Origin of the sequence: Streptomyces sp. NPDC047981 (genome assembly GCF_040653315.1) — a bacterium.
Lineage (GTDB): Bacteria > Actinomycetota > Actinomycetes > Streptomycetales > Streptomycetaceae > Streptomyces.
This window is the reverse complement of the sequence record NZ_JBEZNQ010000114.1, coordinates 1-17518: the sequence shown is the minus strand read 5'-3', so window position 1 is coordinate 17518 and position 17518 is coordinate 1. Positions and strand designations below refer to the sequence as shown.

Here is a 17518-nt window from a genome sequence, read left to right as displayed (position 1 = left end):
ACTCCCCGGTGTCGCTGGCGCGGCGCGGGCCCGCGGGGCGGGCCGTATACCGCGCGGCGGCGCCCGTCCCCCCCGCAGGTGTCACGGGCCCCTTCGACGTGTCCGGAGAGGACGGACGGCGGCCCGGAGCGGGACGAAAACCGCCGGGGCGGGGCGGTCCGAAGACCGTCCCGCCCCGGCGGCAACGTTTCTGCTCGGTTCTGCTCAGTTGTCCTCGTGGACGACCGCGCGCCGCGCGTCCGCGTCGAGGACGCCCCAGCTGATGAGCTGCTCGGTCAGCACCGAGGGCGACTGGTCGTAGATGACGGCGAGGGTGCGCAGGTCGTCCTGGCGGATCGACAGCACCTTGCCGTTGTAGTCGCCGCGCTGCGACTGGATCGTCGCCGCGTAGCGCTGCAGGGGGCCCGCCTTCTCCTGCGGGACGTGGGCCAGACGCTCCAGGTCGAGGACGAGCTTCGGCGGCGGCTCGGCGGCCCCGCCCGGGGCCGTGCCGGGCAGGAGCTCCTGCACCGGGACGCCGTAGAAGTCCGCCAGCTCGGCGAGGCGCTGCACCGTCACGGCGCGGTCACCACGCTCGTACGAGCCGACCACGACGGCCTTCCAGCGGCCCTGGGACTTCTCTTCCACTCCGTGGAGGGAAAGGCCCTGCTGGGTGCGGATGGCGCGGAGCTTGGCCCCGAGCTGCTTTGCGTATTCGCTGGACATATAGCTCCCCGGACGCTGGACGCTGTAGACAACGTGCGGCTCCGCCGCCTGGCTGGTAACTCACTGTGAGGTTACGCAGCGTTACTCTTTCCCGTCAAGCCGAATGGTCCATACCGCCCCCTCTCGGGGGACGGCGCCCGGAGTGGCGCCGGGGTGGTGAGCAGGGGAGTCACCCGCCCCTGGTAGAGTCGATGGCGCAATTCCGACGTCCTTTAAGGTCCGTCCCGTGAGGCGGAGAAGGAGGTCCGTTTCATATGGACACACAGCAGCACTCCGATGCGGCACGCCCGGTTCTCGAGGGCCCCGACATCGCGCGGGTCCTCACCCGCATCGCCCACGAGATCGTCGAGCGCGCCAAGGGCGCCGACGACGTGGTCCTCCTCGGCATCCCGACGCGGGGCGTCTTCCTCGCCCGCCGGCTGGCCGACAAGCTCGCCGAGATCACCGGCCGCAAGATCCCGGTCGGCTCCCTCGACATCACCATGTACCGCGACGACCTGCGGATGAAGCCCGCCCGCGCGCTGGGCCGCACCGAGATCCCCGGTGACGGCGTCGACGGCCGCCTGGTCGTCCTGGTCGACGACGTGCTCTTCTCCGGCCGCACCATCCGCGCCGCGCTCGACGCGCTCGGCGACATCGGCCGCCCGCGAGCCGTGCAGCTCGCGGTCCTCGTCGACCGCGGCCACCGCGAGCTTCCGATCCGCGCCGACTACGTCGGCAAGAACCTGCCCACGTCGCTGCGCGAGACGGTCAAGGTCCAGCTCGCCGAGGAGGACGGTCGCGACACCGTGCTGCTCGGCAGCAAGACCACCGACTAGCCGGTCCGGCACCCCGACGGGTCCAGGGCACACCCCTGCGTGCCCGCACCCCGACGGGCCCCACGGGGACACCCCCGGGCCCCCACACCTCCCGACCACGGAGCACACCCCGATGATGCGTCACCTCATCTCGGCCGCCGACCTCACCCGCGACGACGCCGTCCTCATCCTCGACACCGCCGAGGAGATGGCCCGGGTCGCCGACCGGCCGATCAAGAAGCTGCCCACCCTGCGCGGCCGGACCGTCTGCAACCTCTTCTTCGAGGACTCCACCCGCACCCGGATCTCCTTCGAGGCCGCCGAGAAGCGCCTCTCCGCCGATGTGATCAACTTCGCGGCCAAGGGCTCCAGCGTCTCCAAGGGCGAGTCGCTCAAGGACACCGCGCAGACCCTGGAGGCGATGGGCGTCGACGCCGTCGTCATCCGCCACAGCGCCTCCGGCGCGCCGTACCGCCTCGCCACCTCCGGCTGGATCGACGCCCCCGTCATCAACGCGGGCGACGGCACCCACCAGCACCCCACCCAGGCCCTGCTGGACGCCTTCACCATGCGCCGCCGCCTCGTCGGCCGCGACGCCGGCCTCGGCCAGGACCTCGCGGGCAAGCGCATCACGCTCGTCGGAGACGTCCTGCACAGCCGGGTCGCCCGCTCCAACGTCGACCTGCTGCACACCCTCGGCGCCGAGGTCACCCTGGTGGCCCCGCCGACCCTGGTCCCCGTCGGCGTCGAGACCTGGCCCTGCGAGGTCAGCTACGACCTCGACAGCGTGCTTCCGAAGTCCGACGCGGTCATGATGCTGCGTGTGCAGCGCGAGCGGATGAACGCGGCCTTCTTCCCGACCGAGCGCGAATACTCGCGGCGGTACGGGCTCGACGGCGACCGGATGGCGAAGATGCCCGAGCACGCCATCGTGATGCACCCCGGCCCGATGGTCCGCGGCATGGAGATCACCGCCGAGGTCGCCGACTCCGACCGCTGCACGGTCGTCGAGCAGGTCGCCAACGGCGTCTCCGTCCGCATGGCCGTGCTGTACCTGCTGCTCGGCGGTTCCGAGCCCGCCGCCCCTGTGACCCGTACCGAGGAGAGCAAGTAACCATGAGCAAGATCCTGATCCGCGGTGCCAAGGTACTGGGCGGCGAGCCGCAGGACGTCCTGATCGACGGCGAGACCATCGCCGCGGTCGGTACGGGCCTGTCGGCCGAGGACGCGACCGTGATCGAGGCCGAGGGCCAGATCCTGCTGCCCGGCCTGGTCGACCTCCACACCCATCTGCGCGAGCCCGGCCGCGAGGACTCCGAGACCGTCCTCACCGGCACCCGCGCCGCCGCCTCCGGCGGCTTCACCGCCGTCTTCGCCATGGCCAACACCTTCCCGGTCGCCGACACCGCCGGCGTGGTCGAGCAGGTCTACCGGCTCGGCAAGGAGTCCGGCTACTGCGACGTGCAGCCCATCGGCGCCGTCACGGTCGGCCTGGAGGGCAAGAAGCTCGCCGAACTCGGCGCCATGCACGACTCCGCCGCCGGTGTCACGGTCTTCTCCGACGACGGCAAGTGCGTCGACGACGCCGTGATCATGCGCCGCGCCCTGGAGTACGTGAAGGCCTTCGGCGGCGTCGTCGCCCAGCACGCCCAGGAGCCCCGCCTCACCGAGGGCGCCCAGATGAACGAGGGCGTCGTCTCCGCCGAGCTCGGCCTCGGCGGCTGGCCCGCCGTCGCCGAGGAGTCGATCATCGCCCGCGACGTGCTCCTCGCCGAGCACGTCGGCTCCCGCGTCCACATCTGCCACCTGTCGACCGCCGGCTCCGTGGAGATCGTCCGCTGGGCCAAGTCGCGCGGCATCGACGTCACCGCCGAGGTCACGCCGCACCACCTGCTCCTGACCGACGAGATGGTGCGCTCGTACAACCCCGTCTACAAGGTCAACCCGCCGCTGCGCACCGAGCGTGACGTGATGGCCCTGCGCGAGGCGCTGGCCGACGGCACCATCGACATCGTCGCCACCGACCACGCCCCGCACCCGCACGAGGACAAGGACTGCGAGTGGGCCGCGGCCGCCATGGGCATGGTCGGCCTGGAGACCGCGCTCTCCGTCGTCCAGCAGACGATGGTCGAGACCGGGCTGCTCGACTGGGCCGGCGTCGCCGACCGGATGTCCGTCAAGCCGGCCGCCATCGGGCGGGCCGAGGGCCACGGCCGCCCCGTCTCGGCAGGTGAGCCCGCCAACCTGACCCTGGTCGATCCGGCATACCGTGGTGCCGTGGACCCCGCGGGCTTCGCCTCCCGCAGCCGCAACACTCCCTACGAGGGCCGCGAACTGCCGGGACGCATCACCCACACCTTCCTGCGGGGCCGGGCAACGCTCATCGACGGGAAGCTGGCGTGACACTCATCGAACTGGCCGCCGAGGCCGAGAAGAAGTCGGCGGAGGTGACCGACTGGGCCGGACGGATCGGCTGGGTCGTGGGCCTCCTGCTCTTCATCGCCTTCGTCTACTGGCTGATGCGCCAGGGATGGAAGTGGCGCGGCAACCTCCAGTCGGACCTGCCCGAACTGCCGGGAATGCCCGCCGGCGCCGGTGCGGCGACACTGTCCCTGAGCGGGCGGTACCACGGCTCGACCACGGCCGGGCAGTGGCTCGACCGGATCGTCGCCCACGGCCTCGGCACCCGCAGCCGCGTCGAGCTCTCGCTCACCGACGCGGGGATCGAGGTCGTACGCCCCGGGGCGAACGACTTCTTCATCCCGGCCGAGGCCCTGCGCGAGGCCCGGCTCGACAAGGGCATCGCGGGCAAGGTCCTCGCCGAGGGCGGGCTGCTGATCGTCACGTGGGCGCACGGCGAGAAGCTGCTCGACTCCGGCTTCCGGTCCGACCGGGCGGCGGAACACACCGCCTGGGTCGAGGCCGTCAACAGCATGATCAAGACTACGGAAGGCACCGCACGATGACGACCTCCACCCGGGGAACCGGCAAAGTTCCCGCCGTACTCGTCCTGGAGGACGGCCGCATCTTCCGCGGCCGTGCCTACGGGGCCGTGGGGGAGACCTTCGGCGAGGCCGTGTTCTCCACCGGCATGACCGGCTACCAGGAGACCCTCACCGACCCGTCGTACCACCGCCAGGTCGTCGTGATGACCGCCCCGCACGTCGGCAACACCGGCGTCAACGACGAGGACCCCGAGTCCTCCCGCATCTGGGTCTCCGGCTACGTCGTGCGCGACCCCGCCCGCGTCTCCTCCAACTGGCGCGCCAAGCGCTCGCTGGACGAGGAGCTCGCCGCCCAGGGCGTCGTCGGCATCTCCGGCATCGACACCCGCGCCCTCACCCGCCACCTGCGCGAGAGCGGTGCCATGCGCGTCGGCATCTTCTCCGGCAACGCGCTGCCCGACGAGGGCACGATGCTCGCCGAGGTCCGCCAGGCCCCCGAGATGAAGGGCGCCGACCTCTCCGCCGAGGTCGCCACCAAGGAGACGTACGTCGTCCCCGCGATCGGCACCAAGAAGTTCACCGTCGCCGCCGTGGACCTCGGCATCAAGGGCATGACCCCGCACCGGATGGCCGAGCGCGGCATCGAGGTGCACGTGCTGCCCGCCACCGCCACCGTCGAGGACGTGTACGCGGTGAACCCGGACGGCGTGTTCTTCTCGAACGGCCCCGGCGACCCGGCCACCGCCGACCACCCGGTCTCCGTGATGCGGGCGGTCCTGGAGCGGAAGACGCCGCTCTTCGGCATCTGCTTCGGCAACCAGATCCTCGGCCGCGCCCTCGGCTTCGGCACCTACAAGCTGAAGTACGGCCACCGCGGCATCAACCAGCCCGTCCAGGACCGCACGACGGGCAAGGTCGAGGTCACCGCGCACAACCACGGCTTCGCCGTCGACGCGCCCCTCGACAAGGTCTCCGACACCCCCTACGGGCGTGCCGAGGTCTCCCACGTCTGCCTGAACGACAACGTCGTGGAAGGCCTCCAGCTGCTCGACCAGCCGGCCTTCTCCGTCCAGTACCACCCCGAGGCGGCCGCGGGCCCGCACGACGCCGCGTACCTCTTCGACCGCTTCGTATCCCTGATGGAGGCCGAGCGTGCCTAAGCGCACCGATATCCAGTCCGTCCTGGTCATCGGCTCCGGCCCGATCGTCATCGGCCAGGCCGCCGAGTTCGACTACTCCGGAACCCAGGCCTGCCGGATCCTCAAGGCCGAGGGCCTGCGAGTGATCCTGGTGAACTCCAACCCGGCCACGATCATGACCGACCCGGAGATCGCCGACGCCACGTACGTCGAGCCGATCACCCCCGAGTTCGTCGAGAAGATCATCGCCAAGGAGCGCCCCGACGCCCTCCTGCCCACCCTCGGCGGCCAGACCGCGCTCAACACCGCGATCTCCATGCACGAGCAGGGCGTCCTGGAGAAGTACGGCGTCGAGCTGATCGGCGCCAACGTGGAGGCCATCCACAAGGGCGAGGACCGCGACCTCTTCAAGGGCGTCGTCGAGGCCGTCAAGGCCAAGATCGGCTACGGCGAGTCCGCCCGGTCCGTGATCTGCCACTCCATGGACGACGTCATCGCCGGTGTCGACACGCTCGGCGGCTACCCCGTCGTCGTCCGCCCCTCCTTCACCATGGGCGGCGCCGGCTCCGGCTTCGCCCACGACGAGGAGGAGCTGCGCCGCATCGCCGGACAGGGCCTCACGCTCTCCCCGACCACCGAGGTGCTCCTGGAGGAGTCCATCCTCGGCTGGAAGGAGTACGAGCTGGAGCTGATGCGCGACAAGGCCGACAACGTCGTGGTCGTCTGCTCCATCGAGAACTTCGACCCGATGGGCGTCCACACCGGTGACTCGATCACCGTCGCCCCGGCGATGACGCTCACCGACCGCGAGTACCAGCGGCTGCGCGACATCGGCATCGCGATCATCCGCGAGGTCGGCGTCGACACCGGCGGCTGCAACATCCAGTTCGCGGTCAACCCGGACGACGGCCGGATCATCGTCATCGAGATGAACCCGCGCGTCTCCCGCTCCTCCGCGCTGGCCTCCAAGGCGACCGGCTTCCCGATCGCCAAGATCGCGGCCCGGCTCGCCGTCGGCTACACGCTGGACGAGATCCCGAACGACATCACGGAGAAGACCCCGGCGTCCTTCGAGCCCACGCTCGACTACGTCGTGGTCAAGGCCCCGCGCTTCGCCTTCGAGAAGTTCCCGCAGGCCGACTCCACCCTCACCACCACCATGAAGTCGGTCGGCGAGGCCATGGCCATCGGCCGCAACTTCACCGAGGCGCTGCAGAAGGCCCTGCGCTCGCTCGAGAAGAAGGGCTCGCAGTTCGCCTTCACCGGCGAGCCCGGTGACAAGGCCGAGCTGCTGCGCGAGGCGGTCCGCCCGACCGACGGCCGCATCAACACCGTCATGCAGGCCATCCGCGCCGGGGCCACCCCCGAGGAGGTCTTCGAGTCGACCAAGATCGACCCCTGGTTCGTCGACCAGCTCTTCCTCATCAAGGAGATCGCCGACGAGCTGGCCTCCGCCGAGAAGCTCGAGCCCGAGCTGCTCGCCGAGGCCAAGCGGCACGGCTTCTCCGACGCCCAGATCGCCGACATCCGCGGCCTGCGCGAGGACGTCGTCCGCGAGGTCCGGCACGCCCTCGGGGTCCGCCCGGTCTACAAGACGGTCGACACCTGCGCCGCCGAGTTCGCCGCCAAGACCCCGTACTTCTACTCCTCGTACGACGAGGAGAGCGAGGTCGCGCCGCGCACCAAGCCCGCCGTGATCATCCTGGGCTCCGGCCCGAACCGCATCGGCCAGGGCATCGAGTTCGACTACTCCTGCGTCCACGCCTCCTTCGCGCTGAGCGACGCGGGCTACGAGACCGTGATGGTCAACTGCAACCCGGAGACCGTCTCCACCGACTACGACACCTCCGACCGCCTGTACTTCGAGCCGCTCACGCTCGAGGACGTGCTGGAGATCGTCCACGCGGAGACGCTCGCGGGTCCCGTCGCCGGTGTCGTCGTCCAGCTCGGCGGCCAGACCCCGCTCGGCCTCTCCCAGGCGCTCAAGGACAACGGCGTGCCGGTCGTCGGCACCTCCCCGGAGGCCATCCACGCCGCCGAGGACCGCGGCGCCTTCGGCCAGGTCCTCGCCGAGGCGGGCCTGCCGGCCCCCAAGCACGGCACCGCGACCACCTTCGCCGGGGCCAAGGCCATCGCCGACGAGATCGGCTACCCCGTGCTCGTACGCCCCTCGTACGTGCTCGGCGGCCGCGGCATGGAGATCGTCTACGACGAGACCCGCCTGGAGTCGTACATCGCCGAGTCCACCGAGATCAGCCCCACCCGGCCGGTCCTGGTCGACCGCTTCCTCGACGACGCCATCGAGATCGACGTCGACGCGCTCTACGACGGCCACGAGCTGTACCTCGGCGGCGTCATGGAGCACATCGAGGAGGCCGGTATCCACTCCGGCGACTCGGCCTGCGCCCTGCCCCCGATCACCCTCGGCGGCCACGACATCAAGCGCCTGCGGGTCTCCACCGAGGCCATCGCCAAGGGCGTCGGCGTGCGCGGACTGATCAACATCCAGTTCGCCATGGCCGGGGACATCCTCTACGTCCTGGAGGCCAACCCGCGCGCCTCCCGCACGGTCCCCTTCACCTCGAAGGCGACCGCGGTGCCGCTCGCGAAGGCCGCCGCCCGCATCTCGCTCGGCGCCACCGTCGCCGAGCTGCGCGAGGAGGGCCTGCTGCCGAAGACCGGCGACGGCGGCACCCTGCCGCTCGACGCGCCGATCTCCGTCAAGGAGGCCGTGATGCCGTGGACCCGCTTCCGCGACATCCACGGCCGCGGCGTGGACACCGTCCTCGGCCCGGAGATGCGCTCCACCGGCGAGGTCATGGGCATCGACTCCGTCTTCGGCACGGCGTACGCCAAGTCGCAGGCCGGCGCCTACGGACCGCTGCCCACCAAGGGCCGCGCCTTCATCTCCGTCGCCAACCGCGACAAGCGCTCGATGATCTTCCCGGCCCGCGAGCTGGTCGCCCACGGCTTTGAGCTGATGGCCACCTCCGGCACGGCCGAGGTCCTCAAGCGCAACGGCATCAACGCCACGATCGTGCGCAAGCAGTCCGAGGGCGAGGGCCCGAACGGCGAGAAGACGATCGTCCAGCTGATCCACGACGGCCAGGTCGACCTGATCGTCAACACCCCGTACGGCACCGGTGGCCGCCTCGACGGCTACGAGATCCGTACGGCGGCGGTGGCCCGCTCCGTCCCGTGCCTCACCACGGTCCAGGCGCTCGCCGCCGCCGTCCAGGGCATCGAGGCGCTCGGCCACGGCGACGTCGGCGTCCGCTCGCTCCAGGAACACGCGGAGCACCTGACCGCGGCCCGCGACTAGCAACCCACGAGGGGGACACCGGAAACGGTGTCCCCCTCTTGCTGAGGACACCCACATGTACAAGTTCTTCTTCCACCTCGTCTTCAAGCGGATGGACCCGGAGGAGGCCCACTACCTGGCCTTCCGCTGGATCCGGCTGGCCGCCCGCGTCCCGGTGCTCCGCACCTTCGTCGCCGCCGTCCTCGCGCCCCGGTACAAGGAGCTGCGCACCGAGGCGCTCGGCCTGCGCATGCACGGCCCCTTCGGGCTCGCCGCCGGCTTCGACAAGAACGCCGTCGCCATCGACGGCATGTCGATGCTCGGCTTCGACCACGTCGAGATCGGCACGGTCACCGGCGAGGCCCAGCCGGGCAACCCCAAGAAGCGGCTCTTCCGGCTGGTGCAGGACCGCGCCCTGATCAACCGCATGGGCTTCAACAACGAGGGCTCCGCCGCCGTCGCGGAGCGGCTCCACGCGCGCGTGCCGGTCTTCAGGACCGTCGTCGGCGTCAACATCGGCAAGACCAAGGTCGTCCCGGAGGCCGAGGCCGCCGCCGACTACGTGAAGTCCACCGAGCGCCTCGCCGCGCACGCCGACTACCTCGTCGTCAACGTCTCCTCGCCGAACACCCCGGGCCTGCGCAACCTCCAGGCCACCGAGTCCCTGCGCCCGCTCCTCACGGCCGTGCGCGAGGCCGCCGACCGCACGGTCACCGACCGCCGCGTCCCGCTCCTGGTCAAGATCGCCCCCGACCTCGCCGACGAGGACGTCGACGCCGTCGCCGACCTCGCCCTGGAGCTGGGCCTCGACGGCATCATCGCCACCAACACGACCATCGCGCGCGAGGGCCTCGGCCTGAAGTCCGACCCGGCTCTGGTCAAGGAGACCGGCGGGCTCTCCGGCGCCCCCGTCAAGGAGCGCTCCCTCGCCGTGCTGAGGCGCCTGCACGCGCGCGTGGGCGACCGGCTCGTCCTCGTGGGCGTAGGCGGCATCGAGAACGCCGAGGACGCCTGGCAGCGCATCCTGGCCGGCGCCACGCTGATCCAGGGCTACAGCGCCTTCATCTACGAGGGCCCGTTCTACGCCCGCGCGATCCACAAGGGCCTCGCGGCGCGCCTCGCGGCCTCCCCGTACGCCACCCTCGCCGAGGCCGTCGGCGCCGACAACCGAAAGGCCACCACCCCGTGACGCTCTCCTTCGGCACCCGCCTGCGCTCCGCCATGGACGAGCGCGGCCCGCTCTGCGTCGGCATCGACCCGCACGCGGCCCTGCTCGACTCCTGGGGCCTGACCGACGACATCGCCGGCCTGGAGCGCTTCACCTTCACGGTCGTCGAGGCGCTGGCGGACACCGTCGCGGTCTTCAAGCCGCAGGCCGCCTTCTTCGAGCGCTTCGGCTCGCACGGTGTCGCCGTCCTGGAGCGCGCCACCGCCGATCTGCGGGCCGCGGGCGGTCTCGTGGTCATGGACGCCAAGCGCGGCGACATCGGCTCCACCATGGCCGCGTACGCCGAGGCGTTCCTGCGCAAGGACTCCCCGCTCTTCTCGGACGCGCTGACGGTCTCGCCCTACCTCGGCTACGGCTCCCTGAAGCCGGCCGTCGACCTGGCGCGGGAGAACGGCGCCGGCCTCTTCGTCCTCGCGCTGACCTCCAACCCGGAGGGCGCGGAGGTCCAGCGGGCGGTCCGCGAGGACGGCCGGACCATCGGCGCGACCATGCTGGCCCACCTCGCCGCGGAGAACGCGGGGGAGACCCCCATGGGCTCCTTCGGGGCGGTCGTGGGAGCGACGCTCGGCGACCTGTCCTCCTTCGACCTGGACATCAACGGCCCCCTCCTGGCCCCCGGCCTCGGTGCCCAGGGCGCGACCCCCGCCGACCTCCCCGCGGTCTTCGGCGCGGCCGTCCGCAACGTGGTCCCGAACGTCAGCCGCGGGGTCCTCAAGCACGGTCCGGACGCCGCCGCTCTGCGCGCCTCGGCGGAGCGCTACGCGACCGAGATCCGCGAGGCCGTCGCCCGCTGACGGCCCGCGGGAGCAATCCGCAGGTGAGGGCCGTCTCACTCCTTGACAGGATCCTTACCCAAAACGCGGTCGTTATGTCTGAAAAGTCCTGGTCGGTAGATGCTGACCAGGACTTTTCGCTTGTTCTCGCTGACTGGAGGGACTTTCGCCGCTAGTCTCCGGGGCAGAGTCAGCGTTCAGCGGTTCCCACGTTGTTCGTTGCTCCACTGGTGTGGGGCGTCCAGCCTTCGCACCGGTCCGTATCCGACAGTTCGACATCCGAGGTGACGTAGGCGTGGCTCTTCCGCCCCTTACCCCTGAACAGCGCGCAGCCGCGCTCGAAAAGGCCGCCGCGGCTCGCCGGGAGCGGGCCGAGGTCAAGAATCGACTCAAGCACTCCGGCGCCTCCCTCCACGAGGTCATCAAGTCGGGCCAGGAGAACGACGTCATCGGCAAGATGAAGGTCTCCGCGCTCCTTGAGTCCCTGCCCGGCGTGGGCAAGGTCCGCGCCAAGCAGATCATGGAGCGACTCGGCATCTCCGAGAGCCGGCGCGTGCGCGGGCTCGGTTCCAACCAGATCGCCTCCCTGGAGCGCGAGTTCGGCTCCACCGGCGCCTGAAGCGGGATCGCCGTCCCAGGCACCCCCGTAAAGCTGGAATAATCGCTGCATGGCAGCAGAGGTACGTCCGCGGCTGACCGTGCTCTCCGGCCCCTCAGGGGTCGGCAAGAGCACGGTCGTCGCTCATATGCGCAAGGTCCACCCCGAGGTCTGGCTCTCGGTGTCGGCCACGACACGAAAGCCGCGCCCCGGCGAGAAGCACGGCGTCCAGTATTTCTTCGTCACGGACGACGAATTCGACAAGCTGGTCGCCAACGGGGAACTCCTCGAATGGGCCGAGTTCGCGGGCAACCGCTACGGCACGCCGCGGCAGGCGGTCCTGGAGCGCCTGGAGGCCGGTGAGCCGGTCCTCCTGGAGATCGACCTCCAGGGAGCCCGGCAGGTCAAGGAGTCCATGAAGGACTCCCAGCTGGTCTTCCTCGCCCCGCCGAGCTGGGACGAACTCGTCCGCCGGCTCACCGGCCGGGGCACGGAGTCGCCCGAGGTCATCGAGCGCCGACTCGCGGCCGCCAAGGTCGAACTGGCCGCCGAGCCGGAGTTCGACACCACCCTGGTCAACACCTCCGTCGAGGACGTGGCGCGTGAGCTGCTAGCCTTGATGAACGTTGTTTGATCTTTTTCTGATCACCTGGATCTGATCACCCGGATCAGCTCACCCAGAAGTTTCTTCGGAAGGCTAGAGCGTGTCCTCTTCCATCACCGCGCCCGAGGGCATCATCAACCCGCCGATCGACGAGCTGCTCGAGGCGACCGACTCGAAGTACAGCCTCGTGATCTACGCGGCCAAGCGCGCGCGCCAGATCAACGCGTACTACTCGCAGCTCGGCGAGGGCCTGCTCGAGTACGTCGGCCCGCTCGTCGACACCCACGTGCACGAGAAGCCGCTCTCGATCGCCCTGCGCGAGATCAACGCGGGTCTGCTGACCTCCGAGGCCATCGAGGGCCCGGCGCAGTAAGCGCGTCAGCACGTTACGTTTCTCACCACAGGCCCGGCGGAACATCCGCCGGGCCTGTGGTGTCTCATGGATGCGTACGCATCCGAGTACGCATCGAGCACGCAATCCGAGTGCGGGAGTGGCAGTGGTGACCAAGCCGAAGGTCGTTCTGGGCGTCAGCGGCGGCATCGCCGCCTACAAGGCCTGCGAGCTGCTCCGGCGGCTCACGGAGTCGGGCCACGACGTCCGGGTCGTGCCCACGGACTCGGCGCTCCACTTCGTCGGTGCCGCGACCTGGTCCGCGCTCTCCGGCAACCCCGTCTCCACCGAGGTGTGGGAGTCCGTCCACGAGGTCCCGCACGTACGGATCGGACAGGCCGCCGACCTCGTCGTCGTCGCCCCCGCCACCGCCGACATGCTCGCCAAGGCGGCCCACGGCCTCGCCGACGACCTCCTGACCAACACCCTGCTCACGGCCCGCTGTCCGGTCGTCTTCGCCCCGGCGATGCACACCGAGATGTGGGAGCACCCCGCCACCCAGGAGAACGTCGCCACCCTCCGCCGCCGCGGCGCGATCGTCATCGAGCCCGCCGTCGGCCGGCTGACCGGCGTCGACACGGGCAAGGGCCGGCTGCCCGACCCCGCAGAGATCTTCGAGGTCTGCCGCAGGATCCTTTCCCGCGGCGTCGCCGCGCCCGACCTCGTCGGCCGCCATGTCGTGGTCAGCGCGGGCGGCACCCGCGAGCCCCTCGACCCCGTCCGCTACCTGGGCAACCGCTCCTCCGGCAAGCAGGGCTACGCCCTCGCCAAGGCCGCCGCGGCCCGGGGCGCCCGCGTCACGCTCGTCGAGGCGAACACCGGCATCCCCGACCCGGCCGGGGTCGACGTCGTCCACGTCGGCACCGCGATCCAGCTCCGCGAGGCCGTGCTCAAGGCCGCCGCCGACGCCGACGCCGTGGTCATGGCCGCCGCGGTGGCCGACTTCCGCCCGGCCGTCTACGCGACCGGCAAGATCAAGAAGCAGGACGGCGTCGAGGCCCCGGCCGTGGAACTGGTCCGCAACCCCGACATCCTCGCCGAGATCTCCGCCGACCGGGCCCTGCCGGGTCAGGTGGTCGTGGGCTTCGCCGCCGAGACGGACGACGTGCTCGCCAACGGCCGCGAGAAGCTCCGCCGCAAGGGCTGCGACCTGCTCGTGGTCAACGAGGTGGGTGAGCGCAAGACCTTCGGCTCCGAGGAGAACGAGGCCGTGGTGCTCGCCGAGGACGGCTCCGACACGCCCGTGCCGTACGGGCCGAAGGAAGCGCTCGCCGAGACGGTCTGGGACCTCGTGGCACCCCGTCTGCGGTCCCTTCCCACGGAGAATTAGGGGAAATCTCACCCCTGGCCGGATTTCACCGTCCCGGCCGAGCGAACACCCCGGGAATCCCGTCCTCGCGGGCGAGCGGGAGGGGTGTCCGTGAGGCGGGTGGGGCCGGATTCGGCGACCGCGGGGCTCCCACCTTGCGAGACACCTGCCCCAATGCCCGATGACGCCCGATAGACTGTTCTCGGTACGACGCGGGGCGCAGCCCCCTGCCGTCCGACATTGTTCAGCCAGCAGCCGCTGCAACCCCAGGGAGCATTGTGTCCCGTCGTCTGTTCACTTCGGAGTCCGTGACCGAAGGTCACCCCGACAAGATCGCTGACCAGATCAGCGACACCATTCTCGACGCGCTGCTGCGCGAGGACCCCACGTCCCGCGTCGCCGTCGAGACGCTGATCACCACCGGCCTCGTGCACGTCGCCGGTGAGGTCACCACGAAGGCGTGGGCCGACATTCCCACCCTCGTACGGAACAAGATCCTCGAGATCGGGTACGACTCCTCGAAGAAGGGCTTCGACGGCGCGTCCTGCGGCGTCTCGGTCTCCATCGGGTCGCAGTCCCCGGACATCGCGCAGGGCGTCGACACGGCGTACGAGAAGCGCGTCGAGGGCGACGAGGACGAGCTGGACAAGCAGGGCGCCGGCGACCAGGGCCTGATGTTCGGCTACGCCTCCGACGAGACCCCCGAGCTCATGCCGCTCCCGATCTACCTCGCGCACCGGCTCTCCCGCCGGCTCACCGAGGTCCGCAAGAACGGGACCATCCCGTACCTGCGCCCCGACGGCAAGACCCAGGTCACCATCGAGTACGACGGCGACAAGGCCGTCCGCCTCGACACGGTCGTGGTCTCCTCGCAGCACGCCTCGGACATCGACCTGGAGTCGCTGCTCGCGCCCGACATCCGCGAGTTCGTCGTCGAGCACGTCCTGAAGCAGCTCGTCGAGGACGGCATCAAGCTGGACACCGACGGCTACCGCCTGCTGGTCAACCCGACCGGCCGCTTCGAGATCGGCGGCCCGATGGGCGACGCCGGCCTCACCGGCCGCAAGATCATCATCGACACCTACGGCGGCATGGCCCGTCACGGCGGCGGTGCCTTCTCCGGCAAGGACCCGTCCAAGGTCGACCGCTCCGCCGCCTACGCCATGCGCTGGGTCGCCAAGAACGTCGTGGCCGCCGGCCTCGCCTCGCGCTGCGAGGTCCAGGTCGCGTACGCGATCGGCAAGGCGGAGCCCGTGGGTCTGTTCGTCGAGACCTTCGGCACCAACGCGGTCGAGACCGAGAAGATCGAGAACGCCATCGGCGAGGTCTTCGACCTCCGCCCGGCCGCGATCATCCGCGACCTCGACCTGCTCCGCCCGATCTACTCGCAGACCGCGGCCTACGGCCACTTCGGCCGCGAGCTTCCCGACTTCACGTGGGAGCGCACGGACCGCGTGGACGCGCTGAAGAAGGCGGCGGGCCTCTAGGACCCGCCCCCTCGCACCCGCCGGAAGCCCGGCATCCCCTCGGGGGTGCCGGGCTTCCGCGTACGGTCGGCGCCCGCCCGGGGACGACTGTCCGAGCGTTCTGGTAGGTATGAGGCTGTGAGCAGCGAGAACGAGACGCCCGAGGGTGCGGCCGGTGAGCCGCACGAGCAGCTCGCGCTCATCCGGGAGACGGTCCGCAAGGCCAAGGTGCCCCGCGCCAAGCCGCGGACCTGGCGCGGGGCCGCGCTCGCCGAGGAGCTGCCCGTGGCGCGGGTGGTGGTCAACAAGGGCGTGCTCCACCTCGACCAGTTCTTCGACTACGCCGTGCCCGAGGAGCTGGACGCCGTCGCGCAGCCGGGGGTCCGGGTGCGGGTGCGGTTCGGTGCCGGCGCGCACCAGGTCAGGGACGGCCGGCGCGAGGGCGGACGGCTGATCGACGGCTTCCTCGTGGAGCGGCGCGCCGAGTCGGACTACAAGGGCGCCCTGGCCGCGCTCGCGGACGTCGTGTCGCCCGAGCCGGTCCTGAGCGCCGAGCTGCTCGGACTCGCGCGGGCGGTCGCCGACCGGTACGCGGGCAGCCTCGCCGACGTCCTCCAGCTGGCCGTGCCGCCCCGCAGCGCGCGGGCCGAGGGCAAGGCCTCCCCGGACCCGCTGCCGCCGCCCGCGCGGCCCGGGACGGGCAGCTGGACGCGGTACGAGCGGGGACCCGGCTTCCTGGACGCCCTCGCGCGCGGCGCGGCCCCACGGGCCGTCTGGACCGCGCTGCCGGGCCCGCACTGGGCCGAGGAACTCGCCCGCGCGGTCGGCGCCACCCTCGCCTCCGGGCGCGGCGCCCTCGTGGTCGTCCCCGACGGGCGGGCCGCGGGCCGCGTGGACGCGGCGCTGACGGCGCTCCTCGGGCCCGGGCGGCACGCCCTGCTCACGGCCGACGCCGGTCCTGAGAAGCGGTACGCCCAGTGGCTCGCGGTACGGCGCGGCTCCGTGCGGGCGGTCGTCGGCACGCGCGCCGCGATGTTCGCGCCCGTCCGCGACCTCGGGCTCGTCGCCATCTGGGACGACGGCGACGGCAGCCACAGCGAGCCGCACGCCCCGCAGCCCCACGCGCGCGACGTCCTGCTGCTGCGCGCCGCCCACGGCAAGTGCGCCTTCCTGCTCGGCTCCACCAGCTGCACGGTCGAGGCCGCCCAGCTCGTGGCGACCGGCTGGGCCGCGCCGCTGGTCGCCGGACGCGACCAGGTGCGGATCGCCGCCCCGCTCGTACGGACCGTGGGCGACGAGCTGCTCGCCCGCGACGAGGCGGCCCGGGCCGCGCGGCTGCCGTCGCTGGCCTGGGAGACCGTACGGGAGGGCCTGAAGACCGGCCCTGTGCTCGTCCAGGTGCCCCGCAGGGGCTACGTACCGAGGCTGGCCTGCGAGCGCTGTCGCACGCCCGCCCGCTGCCGGCACTGCGCCGGACCGCTGGAGGCGCCCGAGCAGCAGGAGCTGCGGTGCGGCTGGTGCGGGCGGGGAGCCCCGGACTGGACTTGCGTGGAGTGCGGCTCGACGAGGCTGCGGGCCAGCATCGTGGGCGCGCGCCGCACGGCCGAGGAGCTGGGCCGGGCGTTTCCCGCGGTGCCGGTACGGACGTCGGGGCGGGACCACGTCCTGGACAGCGTGCCGGGGCGACCCGCGCTCGTGGTCTCCACCCCGGGAGCGGAACCGGTCGCCGAGGGCGGCTACGCGGCGGCGCTGCTCCTCGACGGCTGGGCCATGCTCGGCCGCCCCGACCTGCGCGCGGGCGAGGAGGCGCTACGGCGCTGGATCGACGCGGCCGCGCTGGTGCGGGGCCAGGGGGAGGGCGGCACGGTCGTCGTCGTCGCCGAGCCGACGCTGCGGCCGGTGCAGGCGCTGGTGCGGTGGGACCCGGTCGGCCACGCCCAGCGCGAGCTGGCGGAGCGGGCGGAGCTCGGCTTCCCTCCGGTCTCCCGGATGGCCGCGGTCTCCGGGCCGCCGGAGGCGGTCGAGGCGTTCCTGACCGGAGCGGAACTCCCGGGCGACGCGGAGGTCCTGGGCCCGGTGCCGCTGCCCGTCGTGCGCCCGGGCGGACAGCGCCGGCCGGGGGACCCGCCACCGGGGGAGCAGTGGGACCGGGCCCTGATCCGCGTCCCGCCAGGACGATCCCGGCGGCCAGCAGGACGAAGGTGATCCGACGGCGGCGCAGCGCGCGGCTCTTGTCGGTCAGCACGACCATGGCACAGCCGA

At 71.5% G+C, this 17518-nt stretch carries 14 protein-coding genes and 1 pseudogene; 14 read left to right on the top strand and 1 reads right to left on the bottom strand.

Annotated features, from left to right (window positions below; genetic code table 11):
* Positions 1-204: 204 nt before the first annotated feature.
* The gene (gene bldD, locus AB0E14_RS36585; RefSeq protein WP_362428768.1) at positions 205-705 is read right to left on the bottom strand and encodes a transcriptional regulator BldD; all 501 of its coding nucleotides are present in this window, start codon (positions 703-705) and stop codon (positions 205-207) included.
* Positions 706-959: 254 nt separating this feature from the next.
* Between bldD and pyrR the strand changes: the two genes are divergently transcribed.
* From pyrR to AB0E14_RS36515, 14 genes and pseudogenes are all read left to right on the top strand, one after another.
* Entirely contained in the window at positions 960-1523 is a 564-nt protein-coding gene (gene pyrR, locus AB0E14_RS36580) for a bifunctional pyr operon transcriptional regulator/uracil phosphoribosyltransferase PyrR (protein ID WP_362428765.1), read from the top strand.
* A gap of 112 nt (positions 1524-1635) precedes the next feature.
* A complete protein-coding gene (locus AB0E14_RS36575) occupies positions 1636-2616 on the top strand; it encodes an aspartate carbamoyltransferase catalytic subunit (RefSeq protein WP_362428762.1) in 981 nt (326 codons plus the stop codon).
* 2 nt (positions 2617-2618) lie between these two features.
* Entirely contained in the window at positions 2619-3905 is a 1287-nt protein-coding gene (locus tag AB0E14_RS36570) for a dihydroorotase (RefSeq protein WP_362428759.1), read from the top strand.
* On the top strand, positions 3902-4468 hold the full coding sequence (locus AB0E14_RS36565; protein WP_362428756.1) for a hypothetical protein: 567 nt from the start codon (positions 3902-3904) through the stop codon (positions 4466-4468). The genes AB0E14_RS36570 and AB0E14_RS36565 overlap by 4 nt, the downstream gene beginning before the upstream one ends.
* Complete coding sequence (carA, locus tag AB0E14_RS36560; RefSeq protein ID WP_362428753.1) at positions 4465-5607, top strand: glutamine-hydrolyzing carbamoyl-phosphate synthase small subunit; 1143 nt, start codon at positions 4465-4467, stop codon at positions 5605-5607. Before AB0E14_RS36565 ends, carA begins: the two co-directional genes overlap by 4 nt.
* A complete protein-coding gene (gene carB, locus AB0E14_RS36555; RefSeq protein ID WP_362428750.1) occupies positions 5600-8908 on the top strand; it encodes a carbamoyl-phosphate synthase large subunit in 3309 nt (1102 codons plus the stop codon). The genes carA and carB overlap by 8 nt, the downstream gene beginning before the upstream one ends.
* Positions 8909-8963: 55 nt before the next feature.
* Positions 8964-10076 carry a quinone-dependent dihydroorotate dehydrogenase gene (locus AB0E14_RS36550; protein WP_362428747.1) on the top strand — a complete coding sequence of 371 codons (1113 nt, stop codon included), beginning with the start codon at positions 8964-8966 and terminating at the stop codon, positions 10074-10076.
* On the top strand, positions 10073-10909 hold the full coding sequence (gene pyrF, locus AB0E14_RS36545) for an orotidine-5'-phosphate decarboxylase (RefSeq protein ID WP_362428744.1): 837 nt from the start codon (positions 10073-10075) through the stop codon (positions 10907-10909). The genes AB0E14_RS36550 and pyrF overlap by 4 nt, the downstream gene beginning before the upstream one ends.
* Positions 10910-11183: 274 nt before the next feature.
* Complete coding sequence (locus tag AB0E14_RS36540) at positions 11184-11507, top strand: integration host factor (protein WP_030693098.1); 324 nt, start codon at positions 11184-11186, stop codon at positions 11505-11507.
* Between the two features lie 49 nt (positions 11508-11556).
* The gene (gene gmk / locus AB0E14_RS36535; RefSeq protein ID WP_362428740.1) at positions 11557-12120 is read left to right on the top strand and encodes a guanylate kinase; all 564 of its coding nucleotides are present in this window, start codon (positions 11557-11559) and stop codon (positions 12118-12120) included.
* A gap of 70 nt (positions 12121-12190) precedes the next feature.
* Positions 12191-12463 carry a DNA-directed RNA polymerase subunit omega gene (gene rpoZ, locus AB0E14_RS36530; protein WP_005319902.1) on the top strand — a complete coding sequence of 91 codons (273 nt, stop codon included), beginning with the start codon at positions 12191-12193 and terminating at the stop codon, positions 12461-12463.
* Positions 12464-12590: 127 nt separating this feature from the next.
* Entirely contained in the window at positions 12591-13811 is a 1221-nt protein-coding gene (coaBC, locus tag AB0E14_RS36525; RefSeq protein ID WP_362428737.1) for a bifunctional phosphopantothenoylcysteine decarboxylase/phosphopantothenate--cysteine ligase CoaBC, read from the top strand.
* A 257-nt stretch (positions 13812-14068) separates the two neighbouring features.
* Complete coding sequence (gene metK, locus AB0E14_RS36520) at positions 14069-15277, top strand: methionine adenosyltransferase (RefSeq protein ID WP_362428734.1); 1209 nt, start codon at positions 14069-14071, stop codon at positions 15275-15277.
* A gap of 117 nt (positions 15278-15394) precedes the next feature.
* Positions 15395-17434, top strand: a pseudogene (locus AB0E14_RS36515) (primosomal protein N'); the annotation flags it as partial.
* Positions 17435-17518 lie beyond the last annotated feature (84 nt).

Bases quoted from the DNA above. Each gene is read 5' to 3' on its own strand.
- bldD (WP_362428768.1), bottom strand. From the start codon at position 705: ATGTCCAGCGAATACGCAAAGCAGCTCGGGGCCAAGCTCCGCGCCATC.
- pyrR (WP_362428765.1), top strand. From the start codon at position 960: ATGGACACACAGCAGCACTCCGATGCGGCACGCCCGGTTCTCGAGGGC.
- AB0E14_RS36575 (WP_362428762.1), top strand. From the start codon at position 1,636: ATGATGCGTCACCTCATCTCGGCCGCCGACCTCACCCGCGACGACGCC.
- AB0E14_RS36570 (WP_362428759.1), top strand. From the start codon at position 2,619: ATGAGCAAGATCCTGATCCGCGGTGCCAAGGTACTGGGCGGCGAGCCG.
- carA (WP_362428753.1), top strand. From the start codon at position 4,465: ATGACGACCTCCACCCGGGGAACCGGCAAAGTTCCCGCCGTACTCGTC.
- AB0E14_RS36550 (WP_362428747.1), top strand. From the start codon at position 8,964: ATGTACAAGTTCTTCTTCCACCTCGTCTTCAAGCGGATGGACCCGGAG.
- gmk (WP_362428740.1), top strand. From the start codon at position 11,557: ATGGCAGCAGAGGTACGTCCGCGGCTGACCGTGCTCTCCGGCCCCTCA.